We start from the raw sequence: 21,637 nt of genomic DNA, 5'->3' as shown, positions 1-21,637 counted from the left end.
ATGACCACCACCACACTCGCCACCGAGCCGACCGCCACGAAGCAGGCGGACCTGAAGCTCGAAGCCGTCGTGATCCCGGTCTCCGACGTCGACCGCTCGAAGCGGTTCTACCAGGACCTCGGCTGGCGCCTCGATGCCGACTTCGCCTTCGACAACGGCTTCCGCGTCGTCCAGGTGACGCCTCCCGGTTCGCCCGCGTCCATCCAGTTCGGCACCCTGATCACCCACCAGCAGCCTGGCACCGCCGAAGGCATCTACCTGGTGGTCTCGGATGTCGTCGCGGCCCGCGACCGGCTCGTGGCCCTCGGCGTCGACGTCAGCGACGTCTTCCATCCGCAAGCCCCGGGAGCGCAGTTCGGCCAGGTCCCCGACGGCCAGGCCGACGGTCCCGCGACCGATCGCGCCAGCTACGGATCCTTCGCGACCTTCCGCGACCCGGACGGCAACGCGTACCTGATCCAGGAGGTGACGACCCGGCTCCCCGGGCGCGTCGACACCACCGCCACGGAGTACGCGTCGGTGAACGACCTGGTCGAAGCGCTCAAGAGTGCGGCGGCCGCGCACGGTGAGCACGAGGCCCGCAACGGCGGCGCCTACGACGAGAACTGGCCGGAATGGTACGCGGCCTACATGGTCGCCGAGCGCCACGGCGACGAACTTCCCCGATAAGGACGGACGCATCATGACGACCCTCATCCGCGGCCCGGAGCTCACGCAGCTCACCGCACCCATCCTCGACGTCACCGCCGCCAACGGGGTGACCTACGCCTACCGCCGCTTCGGCGCCGCCGACACAGGGCAGCCGCCCCTGCTGTTCCTTCAGCATTTCCGTGGCAACCTCGACAACTGGGACCCGATCCTGGTCGACACCCTCGCTGCGGGGCGGGAGGTGATCCTGCTCGACAACACCGGAGTCGGGCTGACCTCGGGCCAGGTGCCGGTCACGGTCACGCAGATGGCTCGGGACGCCATCGCCTTCCTCGACGCGCTGAAACTCGACCACGTCGACCTTCTCGGCTTCTCGCTGGGCGGCATGGTCGCCCAGGAGGTCGCACTGCTCCGGCCGCGCGCGGTCCGGCGCATCGTTCTGGCGGGGACCGGTCCCCGGGGCGGGCCGCAGATGCACGGCTGGACCCTCGACATCGAGCGAGCCGCGAACCAGATCGACGGTGGTCTGGACGAACTCCTGCACATCTTCTTCGGCATCACCGAGACCAGCCGGGCGCTCGGCATGCAGTACGCCCAGCGCGTCTTCAGCCGGACCGAGAATCCCGACAAGCCCACCGGGCCCGAGGTCGCCCGCGCCCAGTACGACGCGATCGTCGAGTGGGGCATCCCGGACCCGAGTCGGCTTGCCCGCCTCGCCGGGATCACCCAGCCCACGCTGGTGGCCGCCGGTGACAACGACCCGATGATCCCGACGGTCAACTCCCAGGTGCTCGCCGACCACCTGCCGAACGCCCGCCTGCGGATCTTCTCCGACGCCGGACACGGGTTCCTGTTCCAGTACCCGCGCCAGTTCGCGGAGCTCGTCGACGAGTTCCTGAGCGATCTGGTGTCGCCCCGCGGGTGATCATTAGAATCGACGCGTGGCAGCAGCGCCGATCCTCCGAGGACGCCAACAGGAGCGTGAGCGGTTGGATCAGGCGCTGCGGCGCGTCAAGGAAGGCGAGAGCGCCGTGCTTGTCCTGCGAGGCGAGGCCGGCGCGGGCAAGACCACGCTGCTGCACTACCTGGAGCAGCAGGCGACCGGCTGCAGGATCGCCCGGATCACCGGCGTCGAGTCCGAACTCGACCTGCCGTTCGCCGCACTCCACCAACTCTGCGCCCCCGTGCTCGCCTCGGCCGGCGCGCTCCCGGCGCCCCAGCGACAGGCGCTGGACGTGGCGTTCGGCAACATCACCGGAGCGGCCCCCGGCAAGCTCGTTCTCGGTCTGGCGGTGCTGAGCCTGCTCGCGGAGACGGCCGCGGAGCGGCCGCTCGTCTGCCTCGTCGACGACGCCCAATGGCTCGACATGGCCACCCGGCAGGTACTCGGGTTCGTCGCCCGGCGCCTGCTCGCCGAATCGGTCCTCCTGGTCTTCGCCGTCCGGGAACCGAACCAGGACACGCTCCTGGCCGGCCTGCCCGCTCTGACCGTCGACGGGCTGGGCGAAGCGGACGCCCGGGCGCTCCTGGCCGCGACGACCCCGGGCCGGCTCGACGCCCGGATCGCCGACCGCATCGTGGCCGAGACCCGCGGCAACCCCCTGGCCCTGCTGGAGCTGTCCCGCAGCGGCCGGGCCGAACTCCTCGGCGGATTCGCCCTTCCAGCGGTCGGAACCGGTGCCCTGCAGGACCGATTCGAGCAACGCATCCGCGCCATGCCCGACTCCACCCGGATGCTGCTCCTGCTGGCGGCGGCCGACCCCACCGGTGACGCCGCCCTGTTCTGGCGCGCCGCGCAGGAACTCGGCTTCGGACCACAGCAGGCGGCCCCGGCGCAGGAGGCGCAACTCGTCGAGATCGGCCGAAGTGTCCGATTCCGGCACCCACTGGTGCGCTCGGCCGCCTACGCCGCAGGCAGCGGTGAGGACCGCCGTGCCGTACATCGCGCCCTCGCCGATGCCTTGGACAGCGGCGGCGATCGGCAGCGCCGGGTTTGGCACCTGGCCGCGGCGGCGGCCGGTCCGGACGACCGGCTCGCCGCCGAGCTCGCCGACGTCTCCGAGGGGGTGGCATCCCGCGGCGGGATCGCGGCCGCGGCGGCGCTGCTGCGGCGCTCCTCCGAGCTGACCACGGACCCAGGGCTGAAGATCGAGCGCACGCTGGCCGCGGCCCAGGCCGGCCTCAACGCGGGCGACTTCGAGTCCGCGCTCGGCCTGCTCGCCAGAGCCGAAGCCCTCCCGGTCGACGACCTGCAGAGCGCCCGCATCTACCTGATCCGCGGACTCACCGACCGCGCCGCCCACTCCGGACGAGAAGCACCGGCGGCGCTGCTCCGCGCTGCCCAGCGGCTCGAGCCCCTGGACGGCAGGCTCGCCCGGCACACCCTGCTCGACGCCTGGAGCGCGGCCCTCGTCGCCGGTCGCCTCGCGGCTGCCGACGGCGATCTGGCCACAGTCTCCGCCACCGCACGCACTACACCTCCCGCGCCTGGAGCGCCGACCGCCGCCGACCATCTGCTCGACGGCCTGGCAACCGTCATCACCACCGGGACCGAGGCCGGGCGCCCGCTGCTGCGCAAGGCGGTCACCGGGTTCCTCGACGACACGGTGCCGCCCGACCTGTGGTTGCGCTGCGGTGTGCTGGTCGCGAACGCCGCGTTGTCGTTGTGGGACTACGACCGCTGGGAGGCATCGAACGCCCGGCACGCCGACCTGGCCCGCGCCAACGGCGCGCTCGTGCCGCTCATCAACGCGCTCAACGTCCGCCGGGTCATCGCGCTGTGGCGGGGCGACGTGGCGCACGCCAAGGAGCTGGGTCTGGAGGAGTCGACGGTCAAGGAGGCCACCGGCACCCGCAGGGCCTCCTACGGCGACTTCTTCCTCCTCGCCTACCAGGGGCACGCGGCGCAAGCGTTGCCGCTGCTCACGGAGGCGGCCGCCGAGGCCACCGCGCGCGGCGAAGGGCTCGGCCTGTACTTCACCGAGCGCGCCACGGCGCTGCTCCACCTGGGCTTGGGGCACTATGCCGAGGCGACGGCCGCCGCCGAGCGGGCCGCTACCGGTGACCTCGGCCCGTTCACCGCGCAGGCGCTGCCCGATCTGGTCGAGGCCGCGGTCCGCAGCGGCGCGACCGCGATCGCGGAAACAGCCCTCGCACGTCTCGGGACGTACACCGCGGGCTCCGATCTGGAGTGGGCGACCGGCCTGGAAGCCCGCGCACGAGCCCTCGTCAGCAGCGGAGACGAAGCCGACCGGTCCTACGCCGAGGCCGTCGACCACCTCAGCCGGACCCGCCTGAGGTTCGAACTGGCCAGAACCCGGCTGGTGTACGGCGAGTGGCTGCGCCGCGAACGCCGCCGCGTGGACGCTCGTCACCAGCTGAAGCATGCCTTCGAGGAGTTCACCGAGATGGGCGCCGACGGCTTCGCCGAACGGGCCAGACACGAACTGCTGGCGACCGGCGAGAAGGTGCGCAAGCGCACCGCCGACACCGTCGACGAGCTCACTCCGCAGGAGGAGCACATCGCCCGCATGGCGAAAGACGGCCGCACCAACGCGGAGATTGGTGCCGAGCTGTACATCAGCGCCCGCACCGTCGAATGGCATCTGCGCAAGGTCTTCGGCAAGCTCGGCATCAGCTCACGCAAGGAACTCCGAGACGCACCGATCCATTCGCCCAGCCGGACGCGCTGACGCAGAGACCTGCCAAGATGACTGCTTGCCCTATCCCGGTCGAATGACTGGGCATCCCGACAGCTACACGGCCATCCCCGCAGTTCGTCCAGGCCCTTCCCTCGGCCTTCGAGACTGCTTGGAGGATTGGTGCAGAAATTCGCGCTAGAGATGATCATGGATGGACGAGCCTGCGGCGCTGGTGGCTCGCCCCGGTCCGCGTGGGATGTCAGTGAGTGCGTGTGGGCGGGGCGAGAATGCCGGTGACCTCGGCGATGGCCTCGCTGCCGGGCCGGGTGTAGCGCATGGCGGTGCGAGGGTTCTTGTGGCCGGTCTGGCCATGATGAGCTGGAGCGGGACCTTGGCCTCTCCGAGGCGGGTGGCCGCCGAGTGGCGTAGCTGGTGGGGGTCGAGGCCGAGGTGGGTTTCCATCAGAACGCGGACGCGGTCGTAGCCGAGCCGGGGCCGGCCGGTGTGCGGGCAGATGTGCTCTGGTGCGGGGCGGCGGGCCGGGACGGGGCGGCGCTGGGCCAGGAACAGCGGGCCGCGGACGCGACCGGTGCGGGTGCCAATTAATCATCCGGTCAGGTCAAGCCGCATATCGGTACCCCTGAGGACACTGCCGTGTCGATCACGTCGATGGGCGTCGAGCAGCGTGACTCTTCGCCGACGAGGCGAAGCTCGCCGGGCTCGTGAGTGGCCAGTAGCGCGGCGGTGGACTCAGCCGCCGCCCGCGCGACTTCCGGATAGACGCTGGTGTACGTGTCGCGGGTAAAGGTGGAGGAGACGTGCCCCAAGGTCTCCTGAACGATCTTCAGCTCCACCCTGGCGGCGAGTATCAGTGAGGCGCCACCATGGCGGAGGTCATGCAGCCGCACCGGCGGTAGACCTGCCTGGGATGCGATCAGGTGGAACTGGTCGCTGGCGTGCTGCGGATGCAGGCCCTGTCTGGCCAGGTCGTCGAGCCACTAGCCTGAGCAGATGCCGGAGACACTCGCCAGTCTGGTCGCCAGGCGCGATCTCGGCCTGACCCTGCGCGCCGGGCGCGGCGACGTCATCGTGCACTGGGCGCACATCAGCGAGCTTCTCGACCCCACGCCATACCTTGACGAGGGCACCCTGTTGCTGACGACCGGGCTGAGCCTGGGGCGCACCAGCAGCCAGTGGCCCGAGTACGTCGAGCAGCTGGTGCGCGCGGGAGTACCCGCGCTGGGGTTCGGGGTGGGGCTGCGGCACGCGATCGTCCCGCCGACACTGATCGAGGCGGCCGACCGGCTCGGGGTGAGCGTGGTGGAGGTGTCGGAGCCGACGCGGTTCAGCTCCGTAGTGCGCGCCGTGACCGACGGGATCGCCGCCGCCGACAGGGCCGCGCAGACCTCGGCGATGGAGCGCTACCGGACCCTGGTGAAGGCGGCCCTGACGGCTCCCGCGCACCGTTCGATCGTCACCAGCCTGGCCGTGTACCTCGACGCGTGGGTGCTGCTGCTCTCGCGCGAGGGTCACGTGCTCGCGGGCGCTCCCGACCACGCCCGGCGCAACGCCGAACGGGTGCGGCTGGAGGTCTCGCGCACCCGCTCCTGGCATTCGGCGATGTTCGACCTCGGTGACACCCGGGTCACCCTGCTGCCGGTGAGCGAGGCGGCTCGGCCCGCGGGCGTGCTCGCGGTCGGCAGGCCGGCTCCGCTGTCCGGGCACGATCGCGGCGTGGTCGACATCGCCGTCGATCTGCTCTCGCTGGAGGTCGCGCGGGCGGCGGAGCTGCTCGCCAGCGAACGCAGAGAGCGGGCGACGGTGCTCGCCCTGGTCCTGGCCGGCCGGTACGCCGCGGCCGAGCAGGCGGCCGAATCGCTGGGCATCCCGCTGCCTGAGGGGCTCGTGCGCATCGCCGTCGTCACCGCCGACCCGGGGCACCGCGGCGACCTGCTGGTGGCGCTGGAGAACGAGCGCAGCCTGCAGATCGTGTCGGCGCTGGTCGCGGGCGATCCGCGGGGCCGCATGGTGGTGGTGCTGCCCGCCGTGGAGGGGCACGTGGGGGTGTTGCAGTCGGTGCTCAGCTCCGTCAACGGCGGCCGGGGCGTGATCGGCGCGGCCGTCGAATGGACCGACCTGGCTCGTGTCTGGCCGCGGGTGGCCGCGCTCGCGACACGGTGCCGGCCTCCGCGCCGTGCACATTGCTGACCACCAGGGACGTCGCCGACGTCGGGCTGCTGGCGCACGTCGGCCCAGCCGAGGCGGAGGGATGGGCGATCGCGATGCTGGCCCCGCTGGAGAGCGAGGAGGCCCGCAGGACCGACCTGCTCGGCACCGTGCGCACCTTCCTGACGCACAACGGCAACACGGAGGCTGCCTCGGCTGCGCTCGGCGTCCACCGCCGGACACTCACCTACCGGCTCGGACGCGCCGAGACGCTGCTGGGGAGGCGCTTCTCCGACCCGGGACTGCGCGCGGAACTATGGATGGCGTTCACCGTACGAGACAGGTGAATAACGGCGAATTGCGCGAATGGCGCAAACAGCTCGTGCGGTTGCCCGGATCGCGGATGGGGCGGGCGTGCCGTCGTGACACATCCTGGCCTGAGCCGACGTCACCCCCAAAGCTCGCAGGAGACCCGCTTGTCCATCACCTCCGCCCGCCCCCCGGCGCTGGAGGTCTCCTTCACTGACGACCCGAAGGTCGTCAAGGAGGCCGCCACCGAGGACTACTCGAACCATGTCGTGCCCAGGTCCTGGCGATCTGGCCGGTGGTCGCTCGCCATGGCCTGGTGGGCGCTGTTCTCGGCCATGTTCTGGCTCTACGTCGCCGTGGCCGCGGCGGACGCCGTCGGCACCCCGGCGACCATCGTCGGCATGGTGCTGACGGTGGCCACCTTCGGAGCCGTGAACCTGGTCCTGTCCAGGTACGCCGCCCGTACCGGCCTGACCGTCGCGCTGCTGTCGCGGCGGCTGTTCGGCATGCTGGGCTCGGCACTCGCACCGCTCATCTTCGCCGCGACCGCGCTGTACTACGCGGTGTTCGAAGGCTCGATCGTCGCCGTGGCCTTCCAGCAGTACTTCGGCGGCGCCATCGAGATCTGGTACCTCGTGGTCGTGGCGTACGCGCTGCCGCTGGTCATCGGCGGCGTGCGGACCTGGCTGGACAAGCTCAACGGCGTGCTGCTGCCGCTGTACGTGGTCGGCTTGGTCGCTGTGGTGATCGCGGTGACGGTCCAGCAAGGCTACCCACAGGACTGGCTTCGGTCGGCGACGCCGAGCGGCCCGCTGCCCGGCTGGCTCACCGCTTACCTGATCTACATGGGTGTCTACATCATGATGATGTACACCGTGGACTACGCCCGCTTCGGCCGGGCGGAGGACCAGAGATTCCACGGCACGGTCACCTTCGGCTGGGTCTTCTACGCCTTCACCTTCGCCGTCAACGGCCTGATCGGCATCTATCTGCTGCGCGCCTGGGACATCGCGGGCACCGAGACGGGTGTGGTCATCGCGTTCATCAGGTCGCTGGGCTTCGCCGGCGTACTGGTGATCTTCGTATCCCAGACGCGGATCAACACCGCCAACTACTACCTCGCCTCCACCAACCTGGACGCATTCGCCACGCGGGTGCTCCGGCTGAGGCTGCCGCGGGCCGTCTGGACCGTCGTGGCGGGCGTGCTCGCCTACCTGTTCATGCTGACCGACGTGCTGAGCTACCTGCTGCGTGCGCTCGCCTGGCAGGGCGTCTTCGTGACCGCGTGGGTCGCGATCGCGATGGTGCACATCGCGGTGCGGGGCGCGGACCGTGACGGCCTGCCCGAGTTCCGGCCACGGCGGCTCAAGCCGGTGACCGCGGGCGCCGGGGCCTGGCTCGCGGCCTCCGCCGTGGGGATCGTGCTCACCGAGCAGCCGGCCAGCCCCGTGCTCGCCCAACTCGCACCGCTGATCACCGTCGCCGTCGCCGCGGGCCTCTACTACGCCGCCCTGGTCACCGCTCCCGGCGCCCTACGGCCTGCCGGGGAGGACCCGCGAGACGAGGTCGAGGACATCTGGGAGGCCCGCATCAGGTGCCACTCCTGCGACCGGCCCTACGTGGCCGTGGAGATGGACCGCGACCCGAACGCGGGGGGAGCCGCCGTCTGCTCCGCCTGCGCCGCCGACTCGACCGCTCCGGCCGGTGCCACCGCGCCGGCCAGCCGCTGAGGGAGGAACCATGACCGCCGTCATCGCCCGCCGTCCGGCCGAAGGAGACCGGCCGGCCATCGTCTACCGGGCCGCCGGTGACCGCCACGTCCTCGTCGAGTACGGCGAGATGGCGCTCGACCTGGAGTTGAACTTCTTCGTGACCGGCGTCACGGCCCATCTCGCCGAGCATCCGGTGCCGGGGCTGGTAGAGGCCGCGCCGGGCTTCCGCTCACTGCTGCTGCACCACGAACCCGCCGCCATCGACCGTAAGGCGCTCATCGACGCGGTCGAGGAGGCGCACCTGGCGCAGCGGTCGGTGCGCTCGCTCGTCCTGCCCAGCCGGTTGATCACGCTGCCGATCGCGTTCGACGACTCCGAGAGTCGCGAAGCGGTCCGCCGCTACACGACGACCATCCGGCAGGAGGCGCCCAACATCCGCGACAACTCCAACATCGACTACATCGTCGAGTACAACGGCCTGCCCGGCAGGGACGCCCTGTACGCGACGGTCACCGGCACAGAGTGGTGGAACGCGTACACCGGCTTCTTCCCCGGCCTGCCGTTCATGTTCCCGCTCGATCCGCGCAACGCCATCACCGTGCCGAAGTACAACCCGACCCGCACCTGGACGGCGGAGGGGGCGGTCGGCATCGGAGGCCCCTGCGTGGCGATCTACCCAGTGGAGGCGCCAGGCGGCTACCAGCTGTTCGGCCGGACCGTACCCGTCTACGACATTCTGGCCAGGCACGAGGTGTTCCGCGACGATCCGATCCTGATTCGCCCGGGCGACCGGGTGCGCTTCGAGCCCGTGAGCGAGGACCAGCTCCTGGCGGCCCGCAGGGACGTCCTGGAGAACCGCTACGAGTACGTGATCGAGAACGACCAGTTCTCGGTCACCGACTACCTCGCCCGCGCCGCCGAGGTGCGCGCCGAGGCCGACACGCTGCGGTCCGCCCGCGAGGCCGCCGCGGCCAGAACGGAGGTGCCGTGATGACCGACACGCACGCGGTCTTCGACATCGTCATGCCGGGGCTGCAGACCCTGGTCCAGGACTACCCCGGCCGTCGCGGCCTGCAGTCCAAGGGCTTCTTCCCCTCCGGTCCGATGGACCACGTGTCCTTCCGCATCGCCAACGCGCTGGTCGGCAACGAACCGGGGGCGCCCGCGCTGGAGATCCCGATGGGCCGGCTCGCGTTGCGCGCCCTTGCCGAGACCTGGGTCGCCGTCACCGGAGCCGAGGGCTCGGGCATCCGGCTGAACTCCACGCCCATGCCGCTGGGCGAGACCGTCCGGGTGGTGCCCGGGGACGAGATCACCTGCTCGATCGTCAAGGGGCCGGGGTTCCGGCTGTACCTGGCGGTGGCGGGCGGCATTGACGTCCCGATGGTGATGGGGTCGCGGGCGACCTACACCATGGGCGGCATCGGCGGCGTCGAGGGCCGGGCTCTGGTGAAGGGCGACGTCCTGCGGGCGCGGCCGGTGACCGCGCCGCCGCCGCGGCTACGTGTGCCGGCGTCGCTGCGGCCCGCGCTGGCCAACGTCTGGGAGGTGGAGGTGATGCGCGGCCCGCACGCGGACCCCGACTTCCTCACCGAGCAGGACTGGAAGGATCTGATCGGCCGGGAGTGGAAGGTCGACCTCAACTCCAACCGCGTCGGCACCCGGCTGGAGTCGCATCGCTTCCAGTGGGCCAGGCCGTCCGGCGGGGTCGCGGGCGGGCACGCGTCCAACGTGCTGGACGGGAGCTACCCGATCGGCGGCATCAACACCAACGGGGACGTGCCTGTCATCCTCGGGCCCGACGGCCCGACCGCGGGCGGCTTCACCGTGATCGCCACCGTCGTCCAGGCCGGGCTGTGGAAGGTCGGCCAGCTCCGTCCCGGCCGCGACCTGATCCGCTTCCGAGAGGTGTCGCTGGACGAGGCGCTGGCGCTCGCCGCCCGCGTCGACTACACGACCGACCCGCACCACTACGAGGAGCTGTGATGCCGCGCGTGGACCTCAACTGCGACATGGGCGAGAGCTTCGGCCGCTGGAGCCTCGGCGACGACCTCGGCATGATGCCGTACCTGACCTCGGTCAACATCGCCACCGGCTACCATGCGGGTGACCCGCCGACGATCCGGCGCACAGTGGCCGCCGCGGTGCGACATGGGCTGGCCATCGGCGCGCACCTGGCCTTCCCCGACCTGATGGGCTTCGGCCGCCGCCGCATGGTGATCCCGGCGGAGGACCTGGAGGACTACTGCCTCTACCAGCTCGGCGCCCTGCAGGCGTTCGTGCGGGCCGCCGGCGGCCGACTGGCGCACGTCAAACCGCACGGCGCGCTGTACGTGATGGCCTCGGATGACCCTGCCGTCGCGGCCGCGATCGCCCGGGCGGTGGCCAAGGTGGACGCGTCGCTGCCGTTGATGCTGCTCACCTCCGCCACGGCGGATGCCGTGGCCGCCGAAGGGGTGCGGCTGGTCGTGGAGGCGTTCCCCGACCTGCACTACGACCGCATGGGGAAGCTCGTCATCGAGCCGGTCAAGAAGGCGTGGGACCCCGAGCTGGTCGCCCGCCGCGCGGTCCGCATGGTGCTGGAGCGCAAGGTCGCCGCCGACGACGGCACCGAACTCGACGTGGACGCGGTGTCCCTGTGCCTGCACGGTGACGCGCCCAACGGCCCGGAGATCGCCGAGGCGGTGCACAGGGCGCTGACCGGCCACGGGATCGAGCAGGCCCCGCTGGCCGTGCTGCTCGGCAGCTCAGCGGAGGGAGGCCGCCGGTGATGGAGTCTCTGTTGGTTGCCAACCGCGGCGAGATCGCCCGGAGGATCATCCGCACGGCGCGGCGGCTCGGCCTGCGCACCATCGCGGTATACAGCGACGCCGACGCCGACCTGCCGTTCGTCCGTGAGGCCGATGAGGCGGTGGAGCTCGGCCCCGCGGCTCCCGCCGAGTCCTACCGCAACGCCGAAAGGGTGCTGGCGGCGGCCCACCGTACCGGCGCCGAGGCCGTCCATCCCGGCTACGGCTTCCTGTCGGAGAACGCCGGCTTCGCCCGCGCCGTCCAGGAGGCGGGGCTGGTCTGGGTCGGTCCCGCGCCGGACGTCATCGAGCTGATGGGCGACAAGATCAACGCCCGGAACGCGGTCGCCGCCGCCGGGGTCCCGGTCGCGCCCGGCACCCCGGAGCCGGTGGCGGGCGAGGCCGCCGCGCTCGACGCCGCGGCGACCATCGGCTACCCCCTGATGGTCAAGGCCGCAGCGGGCGGCGGAGGCATGGGCATGGCCGTCGCCCACGACGAGGACGACCTGCGCAAGCAGTACGCGGCCGTGTCCGGATTCGCCGAGCGGTTGTTCGGCGATCCGGCGATCCTGCTGGAGCGCTACTACGCCGGCGCACGGCACATCGAGGTGCAGATCCTGGGTCTCGCCGACGGTGCCGTCATCGCCCTCGGAGAGCGCAACTGCTCGGTGCAACGGCGCAACCAGAAGCTCGTCGAGGAGAGCCCGTCCCCCTGCCTCGACCCGGACCTGCGCGAGCAGATGCTCTCCGCGGCCGTGCAGGTGGGCAAGGCCGTCGGTTACCGCAACGCGGGCACCGTCGAGTGCCTGGTGTACGGCGAACCGGGCGCCCAAGGGTTCGTCTTCCTGGAGATGAACACGCGACTGCAGGTCGAGCACCCGGTGACCGAGGCGGTGTGGGGCGTCGACCTGGTCGAGGAACAGCTTCGCGTCGCGGCGGGCGAGCCGCCGTCGGTGGACCTCACCGCGCTGCGCCCGCGCGGGCACGCCATCGAGTTCCGCGTGAACGCCGAGGATCCGGTGCGGTTCCTGCCCGGCCCGGGGACGATCAACGCCTGGAACGAGCCGTCCGGCGACGGCATCCGCGTCGACGCCGCCTACAGGCAGGGCAATCGGGTCACCCCCGCGTACGACTCCCTCATGGCCAAGCTGGTCGTGCACGCGGGCACCCGGGAGGACGCGATCGCCAGGGCACGGGCTGCGCTGGCCGCCTTCACGATCGCGGGTCCGAAGCAGAACCTGCCCTTCTTCACCGAACTCCTCGACGAGCCCGAGTTCGCCGACGGCTCGTACTGCACCGCGTTGGTCGCGCGGATGCGCGCCACCCCAAGGAAAGGAAGCTGAGATGGGCCAGCAGATCACGTCCGACCTGGCGGCCAACGTCTGGAAAGTGCTCGTCTCCACGGGGGACAGCGTCGCCGCCGGCGACACGCTGGTGATCCTCGAATCCATGAAGATGGAGATCCCTGTCGAGGCCGAGACATCCGGCGTCGTCACCACGCTGCCCATCAGCGAAGGTGACGTCCTGGATGAAGGGGATCTGATCGCGGAGATCTCCTGACCCTTCGCGATCTCGGCAAGTGAGGGACGTCGGCATGCCCGCCGCACGAACATGGGCCGTCATGCCGACGCCATACAGGGTGCTCTGCGTGAGCAGTCCCATGCCCACCCCGGCGACCAGTGTGAGCGCGGATGCCAGAGCCGTTCCCGTGCTCGCCCCCAGCCAGGTGAGCACGAGAACGCCTGCGACGAGCACGCCGCCGAGGATCGGATACCTCCGGTAGCGGCCGTCGCGGATATCCCCCAAGACGGATTCGTCCCGGACCAGACGCGGAATGAGAGCGCGGACGGAGCGGGCCATTGGCGGGCGTCCGGCCGCTTCGGGCGACAGCTGCGGGCCTGACGCTGTATCAGCAGATCGCAATGCCAGCGCAGGACAATATCCGGGCGGACGAGAAGCCGCCCTCGGCGCAGAACCTCGCGGGGACAACGACACCTGGCGGATGCCCGGCTGTGGCCGGGCCCTGGAGAGCAGCGCCGCCGCCCGACAAGCCAGCCTCAGCCGAAAACTGGGCGTACGTCGGCCACGCTGTACTCCATCACATAGTCGTTCTTGATGGCGATGCCCGCGTCGGGAGCCGCAGCGACCTCTCGCCAGGCGTTGAGGTGTTCCCGAGACTCCCAACGCTCGAAGTTGTTCACCCGGGCCGGGTCGAGCGGGTCGGCAGTGATGGCCAGGTCGAGACATCCAGGAGCCTGGCGAGCCCGGCGTACGAGATCGTGGTGAGCAGCAACGAAGGCATCGCGCTGGTCAGCGTCGACTTCGAGATAGCCCGCAATGATCAACCTCTCCGTTCAAGGGACGATTTACGCGCCTTGGGTACCGATCGTATGGCGCCAACGAACTCATCGGTACAGCGCCGGTCACACTTACCTTCACGGTCAGAACCTGCCGAGGACGTCTCCAGCGGGGGTGCTCCGGCTCAGGGATGGCCTCGGACTCCCAGCTCTGTCCACAGGGGCAAAGTAGCTGTCTGTGATGCTCAGGCCGTGATCTTCTTGGGCTGACGGGGGCACGGTCTTGGTCTTGTCGAGGCCATACACCGTCGACCGCGGCACGCCGAACATGTCAGCTTGATCGGGCCTTCCACAGGTACGACGGCCGGGAAGGTACACCCCTTCCCGGCCGATCCACAGGTCTCAAGCATTGCTCCGTAACGCCCTGTGCTCCCGAGGCTGCCGTGGAGGCCGGGCAAGGACGGTGATCCGTGCAATCTTGATGATCACTAGGATCGCCGAGTGATCATCAGACGACGCCCGGCCGCAGCCTTGCTCGGGATGCTGGCCGCCCTCTCCATATTCGGTGTGCCCCCCGCTCACGCCGACGAGACCACCCCGAAGGAACCGCCCAAGGTCGAGCTGGTTCTCGACATCAGCGGCTCGATGCGGGCGCGCGACATCGAGGGCCACAGCCGGATCTCGGTGCTCCAGCAGGCCTTCAACGAGGTGCTGGACGCGCTGCCCGCCGAGGCCCAGGTCGGCATCCGCGTCCTCGGCGCCACCTACCCCGGCAAGGACAAGGCCGTGGGCTGCAAGGACACCCAGCAGCTGGTGCCGATCGGCCCGATCGACAAGCTGGAGGCCAAGACCGCCGTCGCCACCCTGCGCCCCACCGGCTTCACCCCGGTGGGCCTGGCGCTGCGCGCCGCCGCTCGGGACCTCGGAACCGGCGAGACCACCCGCAGAATCGTCCTGATCACCGATGGCGAGGACACCTGCGCCCCGCCGGACCCGTGCGAGGTCGCCCGGGAACTCGCCGCGCAGGGCACCCACCTGGTAGTGGACACCCTCGGCCTGACCCTTGACGACAAGGTGCGCAGGCAGCTCACCTGCATCGCCTCCGCCACCGGCGGCACCTACACCGCCGTCACCAGCAAGACCCAGCTGACGAACCGGATCACCCAGCTGGTGGACCGCGCCGCGACCACCTACACCCAGACCCCGGCTCAGGTGGACGGCACCGACAACTGCACCCGCGCCCCGCTGCTCAGCCCCGGCGTCTACACCGACCGGGAGCAGTTCCAGGAGCACCGCTGGTACCGGGTCCAGGTACGCGACGGGCAGGAGCTGCGGGCCTCCGTCAGCGTCTCCCTGGACCGCGCGCTCAACCGCGACTACGGCGTACTGCTGCGGGCCGTCTCCCAGGACGGCCGGGAGCTGGTTCGCGGCACCGACGCGGGCAGCGGCCGCACCGATGTGCTCTCCACCGGCCTGCGCTGGTCCGCCGAGCAGGACGCTCCCGACCAGACCGTCTGCCTGGTGGTCAGCAACTCCTTCTCCTCGCCCACCGCCACCACCGCCGCAACACCCGGTATGCCGCTGGAGCTGACCGTCGGCGTGGTCGACTCCTCCCCCGCCCCCAACGGCCCGGACCTGGGCCGCGGCTGGGGGCTGCTCGGCCTGCTGGCCCTCGCCGGTCTGGTGGGTGGCCTGGTCTTCGGCTGGCTGGCGCGCTGGCGGGTCGCGATCTGGATGGAGAACTGACGATGCGTACAACTTCCGTCCGCCGCTGTGCTGGGGCGCTGTCCGCCGCCGCGGCCGCACTGCTGCTCTCTGCCGGTCCGGCCGCCGCCGACACCGCCTCGCCGTCGCCGTCCCCGTCGGAGAGCCTGGCGCCGGTGACCACTGCCGGATCCTCCTTCCTCACCGCGACCGCCGTCCAGCCCGGACAACCGGTGCAGCTGGTCGGCTCCACCGGCGACTACCTCTACTGGTCGTTCACCTCCGAAGCCGGGCAGACCGCCAAGATCGCGATCACCGTCACCCTGCCGCCCAAAGCCTCCCGGCACGGCGCATCCAGGTGGGCGGTGGACGTCTTCGACGGGCTCCGCCGCCGCCAGGCCTGTACGGCGGGCGCCCAGACGCCGACCGCTGCGGCCGGCACCGCAGCGGTCACCCTGGGCTGCACCCTGCGGCAGGTCCGCGCCTGGGCCGAGCCGTGGTCCGGCGACCCGCTGCCCGGCACCTACTACGTCCGGCTGGCCGTCACCGAACTGCCCGAGCAGGATCTGGGCCTGCCGATGCAAGTGGCGATGCGGATCACCGCTCATGACAGCGACGACATCCAGCCGGAGGGCGGCAAACTCAAGACTCCCCTGACCCAGCCGGTCGCCGCCGGAACGGTGCTGACCTCGGCGCCGCCGGTCGCGGCAGAGGAGGAGAAGGGCACCGGCTGGAGCTGGGACTGGCTCCCCGACCTGTCGACCCGCTGGGCCTGGACCGCCGTCGGCGGTGCCATCGCGGCCGTCACCGGCGTCGGCGGCTACAGCCTCACCCGGCATCCGCGTCGGCGTCGGCGCAGCCCGGAGCCCGACGGCTTCAACCGCCTCTGATCCCCCGCAGCCACATCAGCGCGGAGGGCACGTCCGCGAAGACGTCGTCCAGTACCTACGTGAAAATGGCTCGGCGGTTCGCCGAGAAAATCGATGTCCTCGACAACGGGTGCCGGTGCTGCGTGCCTCGGTCGCCGCGGTGGCCCTCTGGTCCGCACAACACCTGCCAGGGCGGAGAAACCGCCCTGGCAGGCGACCAACAGAGCGGCCCACGCGGCCGACCTATCCCGGAGTCACACATGATCAATTGAAATGCAGTCATCGGTGCGGTCCAGCAGCATCTCGACAACATCGCCAGAAGCGACTCGATCGTGGCGCCGGTTTTCGGGCCCTGAAGCCTCACGATGAGGAGCCGGAGCCTGTCACCCACACGGTGCACACCGTGATGCTCGCCTCCTGGCCGCCGACGGCGGGCACTGCGGGTGTCGATTAATCATCCGGCCAGGTCAAGCCGCATATCGGTACCCATCAGGACACTGCCGAGTCGATCACGTCGGCGCGCGTCGGGCAGCGTAACTGGTGACCTCTTGGTGATCAGCAACCTGGGGACCTGGCGTACTTCCCCATGGAGCCCGACAGTCAAGCACACGTTGACATCGTTATCGGAAACGGGCAGATGACCCACGCCGCGAGGCGTGGCCCCACCAGGCTGACAGCTGAACTCGCCTTTGACCTGTCAACCCCGGAGGAAACCCACCGTCGACCCCTGGAACCGACGCCCACCCTGCGTGACAGCCGGGCAAACAGACCGCCCGGCAGCTTGACAACATGATCGAACTCGGCCGAAGACCGGCTTCATGCTCAGGAGGCCACCTCGCGCCTCACCGACGACTGATCAAGGTTGACGGCACCGACCCGGCACCCCCGGACCCCGCGGCACGACCTGACATCGTGAAGAAATCTTTCGCTAATTGTCGCCGATATGAAGAAACTTATTGACATCGCGATCTTAACTTCGCAGTCTGTCTGCACCGGATCCCCCAGCCGAGGAGCGTTCGTGCGACGATCGTCCCCCCTCCGCCTGGCGGCCGCGGCCATCGTGGCCGTCGGCGGCCTCTCCCTCCCCCAACCCGCCTCGGCGGCCCAGACCGCCCCCGGCGAACGGCAGGCCGCCTTCGCCGAGGCTGCCAAGGCCTACAACGTGCCCGAAAGCGTCCTGCTCGGCGTGTCCTACCTGGAGTCACGCTGGGACGCCAACGCGGGCCTGCCGAGCAACTCCGCGGGCTACGGCCCGATGCACCTCACCGACGCCGCCGCGCTGACGACCGAGAACCACCACGTCGACGGTGTCGAGGACCCCCGCGGCGACGACAGCCGCCCCCTTTCGGCCCCCGAGGAGACCCCGGCGCCCGCCGAGATCCCCATGTCGCTCAGGACGCTGGAGAAGGCGGCCGAGCTCACCGGCGCGAGCCGCGATGAGCTGCGCGCCGACCCGGCCGCGAACGTCCGCGGCGGCGCGGCCCTGCTGGCCGACTACCAGAAGCAGCTCGGCGCGCCACTCAGCGACGACCCGGGCCAGTGGTACGGCGCGGTGGCCCGCTACTCGGGCGCCACCGAGGCCGACGCCGCGAAGTTCTTCGCCGACGAGGTCTACGCCACGATCGAGACCGGCGCCGAGCGGGTCACCGACGACGGCCAGAAGGTCGCGCTGAGGGCGGCGCCCGGTCTACGGAAGATGGACAGCTGGCTGGACAAGCTCGGCCTGCGCCGGCCCGTCCGCGACGGCGTCGAGTGCCCGCCCACGATCTCGTGCGAGTGGATCCCCGCGCCCTACCAGGCCCTGCCGAACGGGAGCTACGGCAACCACGACCTGTCGAATCGGCCGGTCAACCAGCAGATCGAGTACATCGTCATCCACGACATGGAGGGCTACTTCGGCCCCTCCGTGAACCTGGTGCAGGACCCCGCGCGCGCCGCAAGCTGGCACTACTCGCTGCGCTCGGTCGACGGGCACGTCGCCCAGCACGTCAAGACCAAGGACGTCGCCTGGCAGGCGGGCAACTGGTACGTCAACGCCAAGTCGATCGGCCTGGAGCACGAGGGCTTCCTCCGCACGGGTGGCGCCTGGTACACCGAGGCGATGTACCGTACCTCGGCAAAGCTGGTGCGCTACCTGGCCAAGCGCTACGGTGTCCCGCTCGACCGGGCGCACATCATCGGTCACGACAACGTGCCCGGCACGATCGCGTCCACCGTGCAGGGCATGCACGAGGACCCGGGCCCCTTCTGGGACTGGGCGCACTACTTCCAGCTTCTCGGCCACCCGCTGCACGGCACCGGCGGCCCGACCACCGAGTCGGTGATGATCCTTCCCGACTACGACAAGAACCAGCCGTACTACTACGGCTGCGACAAGGACAACCCCGAGGCCGCCTGCCTGCCGCACGGCTCGGCGTCGATCTGGCTGCGCACCGAGCCCCGTGAGGACGCCCCGCTGGTCAAGGACATCGGCAAGCACCCGACCGGCGACTCGCTCTACAGCGTCTACGACCACAGCGCCCGCGCCGTCACCGGCCAGCGCTACGCCGTGGCCGACCGCCAGGGCGACTGGACGGCGATCTGGTACCTCGGCCAGAAGGCGTGGTTCCACAACCCCGCCTCCCAGCCCACCGCGGTGCCCTCCAAGGGCCTGGTGGTGACGCCCAAGCCGGGCCTGGCGAGCGTCCCGGTGTACGGCAGGGCGTATCCGGAGGCGGAGGCCTACCCGGCGAACGTTCCGTACCAGGCGATCTCCCCGCTGCAGTACACCTTCCCCGCGGGGCAGCGCTACACCGTCGGCCTGACCGCGGTGGGTGAGTACTACCAGGCGGTGACGCTGGACCCGTCCCAGCACACGGTGGTCCGCGGGAAGCTGAAGTACTACCAGATCCAGTTCGGCCACCGCGTGATGTTCGTCAAGGCCGACGACGTCGTGCTGTCCGCCACCTGACGGCCACCCGCCGGATCCGCGGTCTCCGCCACCTGACGGAGCGCCGGAGGACCAGCCAGGGGAGCCGAGGCATCCGCCCCGGCTCCCCTTTGTCCGATATGCCGTCTCATGACAGGAGTCTGCTCTACCGAGGACTCCGCCGGTGGTATTCGATCGAGGATCCGCGGTGGCGAGGTGCGCATCACGCAACGCGCTGATGACCTGGAGCCCTTGGTGGAGGACATCGCGCGTCCGATATCACGCAGGTGGTCGACCACCTGCACCAAGTACTCACCGGCAAGTCGCAGGAGGCGCTCCAAGACCTCAGCGAACGCCTGAGTGGGAAGTGCGTGACGCGAACGACGCACTCGACTACTCAGCGGATGGAGTGTCCCCGGCAGCGAACTCCCTCATCGAGTTCATCGACCGCTTACTGCGTGAGGCCTAGGACGCGACAACCGCGATGGGCCGGGTGAACCGCAACCGATCTGATGAGCCCGACTTGATCTACACTGACGGCGACTCCGGCCGGGCTCGGGCTAGCAAGCGGACCCAGGTCTTGTGCTTCGTGCACGCGGGAGACGACGCCGATGACAGCCTCTCCCTCTTCAATGAGACGGGTGTTCACGAGTAGGTATGACCTGGGATGGCGTCGATGCTCAGAAGATCGTTTCCCAGCAACATGGCTGCCTGGGCAATACATCTAGCTGCCGCCTCGAAGTGGAACAGTCGGGCGGGGCAGGACACGCAGACTCGCAACGATCAGCACCAGGCACAGCGTCAACAACGCCGTACTCTGAATGATCAGAGTGATGGCGAGCGGCTGCACGGGGCCTTTGACATCGATCAGGAAGAGCGGTGACCGCGCAGCGGCCATCGACGCTGCGACGATGGCGAGGCCCAATCGCCAGGCCGGTGTGGTGTCGCGCATCAGGCATAGCAGGCCCGCTATCAAGAGCGCCGCCACGGTCACGCCCTGCGGATCGATCCAGCTGGCAACCCACACAGCCGGGTGGCCAGGCGTGACAGCCATACCCCAGGTGTTCGTAAAGGCGAGCGCGATGGCGATGTACAAGGCGGCCAGCCCCAGGGGTAGGGCTGTCATCGGGGGGGAGCGCCGCACCGGTGCGTCCGGGTGGTAGGCGGTCAGCAGCGCGAGGACGGGCACCATGGTGGCCAGGATGTGAGGTGCGGAGTCGATGACCGTTCGAGGCCAGGTGAAGGCATCGATCCCGGCCATGACCAGCATGTACAGCAGGCCCAGCGTGGTCAGGAGCTTGGCCGTGCGCACCTTGCCGAGCGCGAGCGCGGCGAAGGCAATGATCCAGACCAGGCTCTTCGCTATCGACAGGAGCTCCGGCATCTGGCTGCCCGGGGCGATGACCAACGACTGTCCCGGCAGGTAGCCGAGGATATGCAGCGAGAAGGCCGTGGCGATCCAGCCGATCACAGCCTGGTAGCCCAGCCCGAGCAGGGCGACCAGCCTGACTGCGTCGCCGATGGCGCGATAGCGGGGGCCAGCGCCGAGGCCGCCGAGCCTGCTCCTGACCGCCAGTGCGGCGATGGAGGCGACCTCTCTCCAGCTCGGTCGCGCGTTCTGCTCGTCGCAAGCTGGCCCGGCACCTTCGAGGAATGCCTCGACCATCTCCTCCTCACGCTCGGCCCTGTAGGGGGCGGGCAGCATCTTGAGGATGAATCGGTAGCGCTGCTCCAGTAGGTTCACGCCGAACCTCCAGCGATCAATGGCCGGCTAGTGGAACCGCGCTGGCGGGCTTCGAGTCGCTGGGCAGCGATCTGGAGGGTGCCGTTCAGCCTGGCGAGTTCTGTCGCAAGCGCCTCTTCACCCGTGTCAGTGATGCGGTAGTAGCGGCGCAGACGTCCCGAGTGCGCCTCTTCGTGGTCGAGTTCCACCAGGCCGTCGGCGGCCAATCGGTCGAGAACGCCGTACAGGGAGCCGATCTTGAGCTGCACCGTGCCTTCAGACAGCCGGTCCACTTCCTGCACTATCCCGTAGCCGTGACGCGGCTCGTCCAGGAGCGCCGTCAAAGCCAAGAACATCGGCTCCGTCATGGTCACTCTGTCAGCATAACCTGCCAGACAAGATATAGGAGAGGTCATGCGGCGGTAGCTGCGTTCTTCGCCGTGAAAGAGCAGCACCCAAGATGACCAGTAGTCGTCAACCGCTCCATCATGAGCGTGGGCCCTCACCTTGCCAGATCAGGCCGTATTGGGAACGTCATGGGTGAGGTCCCCGGTTCAGTGGCGGCGGTGGCCAAGCATCGCGGTGGGGGATACAGCAGTGTGAAGTTGTGACCGGTCCTTCTACAAGGAGGCGTTGGTGGCCACCGGGAACTTGCCATCCCGGTCACGGACCAGATAGCGCGCCCGGCAACCCGCGTCGTCCAGATCCATCACAAGATTCTTCATCGCCTGGAGCGCCCAGATCGCGGTCGGGTGAGCCGTGGCGCCCAGCGCACGGACGTGCTGGGTGGCGTGCTCGATGACGGCCAAGATGTACTGACGCCGCCCATCACCCTGCAGTCCTGCTCGCCGGTCGCACCGGTCAGCAGGTG

General features: G+C 69.9%; 19 protein-coding genes. 14 read left to right on the top strand and 5 right to left on the bottom strand.

The window, feature by feature from the left end; translation table 11 throughout:
• From AWQ68_RS38475 to AWQ68_RS38465, 3 genes are read left to right on the top strand one after another with little or no spacing between them, the layout of a single operon-like run.
• Complete coding sequence (locus AWQ68_RS38475) at positions 1-669, top strand: VOC family protein (RefSeq protein ID WP_066951118.1); 669 nt, start codon at positions 1-3, stop codon at positions 667-669.
• Positions 670-682: 13 nt separating this feature from the next.
• Entirely contained in the window at positions 683-1,573 is an 891-nt protein-coding gene (locus AWQ68_RS38470; RefSeq protein ID WP_066951115.1) for an alpha/beta fold hydrolase, read from the top strand.
• 16 nt (positions 1,574-1,589) lie between these two features.
• Positions 1,590-4,340 (top strand): ATP-binding protein, encoded by a 2,751-nt coding sequence (locus AWQ68_RS38465; protein WP_066951111.1) that lies wholly within the window; start codon positions 1,590-1,592, stop codon positions 4,338-4,340.
• Positions 4,341-4,903: 563 nt separating this feature from the next.
• Here AWQ68_RS38465 and AWQ68_RS38460 read toward each other — a convergent pair.
• A complete protein-coding gene (locus tag AWQ68_RS38460) occupies positions 4,904-5,260 on the bottom strand; it encodes a tyrosine-type recombinase/integrase (RefSeq protein WP_306306867.1) in 357 nt (118 codons plus the stop codon).
• Between the two features lie 40 nt (positions 5,261-5,300).
• On the opposite strand from AWQ68_RS38460, the gene AWQ68_RS38455 reads away from it, so the two are divergent.
• The 8 genes from AWQ68_RS38455 to AWQ68_RS38420 all read left to right on the top strand — a co-directional run bounded on the left by AWQ68_RS38455 (position 5,301) and on the right by AWQ68_RS38420 (position 12,825).
• The gene (locus AWQ68_RS38455) at positions 5,301-6,497 is read left to right on the top strand and encodes a PucR family transcriptional regulator ligand-binding domain-containing protein (RefSeq protein ID WP_066951106.1); all 1,197 of its coding nucleotides are present in this window, start codon (positions 5,301-5,303) and stop codon (positions 6,495-6,497) included.
• The gene (locus tag AWQ68_RS38450) at positions 6,491-6,802 is read left to right on the top strand and encodes a PucR family transcriptional regulator (RefSeq protein ID WP_066951103.1); all 312 of its coding nucleotides are present in this window, start codon (positions 6,491-6,493) and stop codon (positions 6,800-6,802) included. Before AWQ68_RS38455 ends, AWQ68_RS38450 begins: the two co-directional genes overlap by 7 nt.
• Positions 6,803-6,931: 129 nt before the next feature.
• The gene (locus AWQ68_RS38445) at positions 6,932-8,494 is read left to right on the top strand and encodes a purine-cytosine permease family protein (protein WP_066951101.1); all 1,563 of its coding nucleotides are present in this window, start codon (positions 6,932-6,934) and stop codon (positions 8,492-8,494) included.
• A 10-nt stretch (positions 8,495-8,504) separates the two neighbouring features.
• A complete protein-coding gene (locus AWQ68_RS38440) occupies positions 8,505-9,467 on the top strand; it encodes a carboxyltransferase domain-containing protein (RefSeq protein WP_066951098.1) in 963 nt (320 codons plus the stop codon).
• Positions 9,467-10,462 carry a 5-oxoprolinase subunit C family protein gene (locus AWQ68_RS38435; RefSeq protein ID WP_066951095.1) on the top strand — a complete coding sequence of 332 codons (996 nt, stop codon included), beginning with the start codon at positions 9,467-9,469 and terminating at the stop codon, positions 10,460-10,462. Before AWQ68_RS38440 ends, AWQ68_RS38435 begins: the two co-directional genes overlap by 1 nt.
• Positions 10,462-11,247, top strand: a complete 786-nt coding sequence (locus AWQ68_RS38430) for a LamB/YcsF family protein (RefSeq protein WP_066951093.1) — start codon at positions 10,462-10,464, stop codon at positions 11,245-11,247. Before AWQ68_RS38435 ends, AWQ68_RS38430 begins: the two co-directional genes overlap by 1 nt.
• The gene (locus AWQ68_RS38425) at positions 11,247-12,608 is read left to right on the top strand and encodes an acetyl-CoA carboxylase biotin carboxylase subunit (protein WP_245656531.1); all 1,362 of its coding nucleotides are present in this window, start codon (positions 11,247-11,249) and stop codon (positions 12,606-12,608) included. The genes AWQ68_RS38430 and AWQ68_RS38425 overlap by 1 nt, the downstream gene beginning before the upstream one ends.
• Position 12,609: 1 nt before the next feature.
• Positions 12,610-12,825: a biotin/lipoyl-binding carrier protein gene (locus AWQ68_RS38420; protein WP_066951088.1), complete on the top strand. Its 216-nt coding sequence runs from the start codon at positions 12,610-12,612 to the stop codon at positions 12,823-12,825.
• Positions 12,826-13,322: 497 nt separating this feature from the next.
• On the opposite strand, the gene AWQ68_RS38415 is transcribed toward AWQ68_RS38420, so the two are convergent.
• Positions 13,323-13,610: a putative quinol monooxygenase gene (locus AWQ68_RS38415; protein WP_066951086.1), complete on the bottom strand. Its 288-nt coding sequence runs from the start codon at positions 13,608-13,610 to the stop codon at positions 13,323-13,325.
• 453 nt (positions 13,611-14,063) lie between these two features.
• Here AWQ68_RS38415 and AWQ68_RS38410 point away from each other — a divergent pair, with 453 nt between their 5' ends.
• The 3 genes from AWQ68_RS38410 to AWQ68_RS38400 all read left to right on the top strand — a co-directional run bounded on the left by AWQ68_RS38410 (position 14,064) and on the right by AWQ68_RS38400 (position 19,085).
• Positions 14,064-15,308, top strand: a complete 1,245-nt coding sequence (locus AWQ68_RS38410) for a VWA domain-containing protein (RefSeq protein WP_066951084.1) — start codon at positions 14,064-14,066, stop codon at positions 15,306-15,308.
• 2 nt (positions 15,309-15,310) lie between these two features.
• A complete protein-coding gene (locus AWQ68_RS38405) occupies positions 15,311-16,156 on the top strand; it encodes a peptidase (RefSeq protein ID WP_066951081.1) in 846 nt (281 codons plus the stop codon).
• A 997-nt stretch (positions 16,157-17,153) separates the two neighbouring features.
• The gene (locus AWQ68_RS38400) at positions 17,154-19,085 is read left to right on the top strand and encodes an N-acetylmuramoyl-L-alanine amidase (RefSeq protein WP_084464878.1); all 1,932 of its coding nucleotides are present in this window, start codon (positions 17,154-17,156) and stop codon (positions 19,083-19,085) included.
• A 682-nt stretch (positions 19,086-19,767) separates the two neighbouring features.
• On the opposite strand, the gene AWQ68_RS38395 is transcribed toward AWQ68_RS38400, so the two are convergent.
• The 3 genes from AWQ68_RS38395 to AWQ68_RS38385 all read right to left on the bottom strand — a co-directional run.
• On the bottom strand, positions 19,768-20,787 hold the full coding sequence (locus AWQ68_RS38395; RefSeq protein ID WP_066951079.1) for a hypothetical protein: 1,020 nt from the start codon (positions 20,785-20,787) through the stop codon (positions 19,768-19,770).
• Positions 20,784-21,134 (bottom strand): PadR family transcriptional regulator, encoded by a 351-nt coding sequence (locus tag AWQ68_RS38390; RefSeq protein WP_066951148.1) that lies wholly within the window; start codon positions 21,132-21,134, stop codon positions 20,784-20,786. Before AWQ68_RS38390 ends, AWQ68_RS38395 begins: the two co-directional genes overlap by 4 nt.
• 252 nt (positions 21,135-21,386) lie before the next feature.
• A partial coding sequence (locus AWQ68_RS38385) for a hypothetical protein (RefSeq protein WP_218007228.1) occupies positions 21,387-21,637 on the bottom strand: 251 nt, incomplete at its 5' end.

The sequence above is a fragment of the Microtetraspora fusca genome, from assembly GCF_001570365.1.
Lineage (GTDB): Bacteria > Actinomycetota > Actinomycetes > Streptosporangiales > Streptosporangiaceae > Microtetraspora > Microtetraspora fusca.
Note: the sequence above shows the minus strand (reverse complement) of the source record. Positions and strands in the feature narration are given on the sequence as shown.

Excerpts from the sequence above, each read along its gene's own strand:
- AWQ68_RS38435 (WP_066951095.1), top strand. The coding sequence starts at position 9,467 with ATGACCGACACGCACGCGGTCTTCGACATCGTCATGCCGGGGCTGCAG.
- AWQ68_RS38455 (WP_066951106.1), top strand. The coding sequence starts at position 5,301 with ATGCCGGAGACACTCGCCAGTCTGGTCGCCAGGCGCGATCTCGGCCTG.
- AWQ68_RS38470 (WP_066951115.1), top strand. The coding sequence starts at position 683 with ATGACGACCCTCATCCGCGGCCCGGAGCTCACGCAGCTCACCGCACCC.
- AWQ68_RS38440 (WP_066951098.1), top strand. The coding sequence starts at position 8,505 with ATGACCGCCGTCATCGCCCGCCGTCCGGCCGAAGGAGACCGGCCGGCC.
- AWQ68_RS38405 (WP_066951081.1), top strand. The coding sequence starts at position 15,311 with ATGCGTACAACTTCCGTCCGCCGCTGTGCTGGGGCGCTGTCCGCCGCC.
- AWQ68_RS38475 (WP_066951118.1), top strand. The coding sequence starts at position 1 with ATGACCACCACCACACTCGCCACCGAGCCGACCGCCACGAAGCAGGCG.
- AWQ68_RS38420 (WP_066951088.1), top strand. The coding sequence starts at position 12,610 with ATGGGCCAGCAGATCACGTCCGACCTGGCGGCCAACGTCTGGAAAGTG.
- AWQ68_RS38425 (WP_245656531.1), top strand. The coding sequence starts at position 11,247 with ATGGAGTCTCTGTTGGTTGCCAACCGCGGCGAGATCGCCCGGAGGATC.
- AWQ68_RS38430 (WP_066951093.1), top strand. The coding sequence starts at position 10,462 with ATGCCGCGCGTGGACCTCAACTGCGACATGGGCGAGAGCTTCGGCCGC.
- AWQ68_RS38390 (WP_066951148.1), bottom strand. The coding sequence starts at position 21,134 with ATGACGGAGCCGATGTTCTTGGCTTTGACGGCGCTCCTGGACGAGCCG.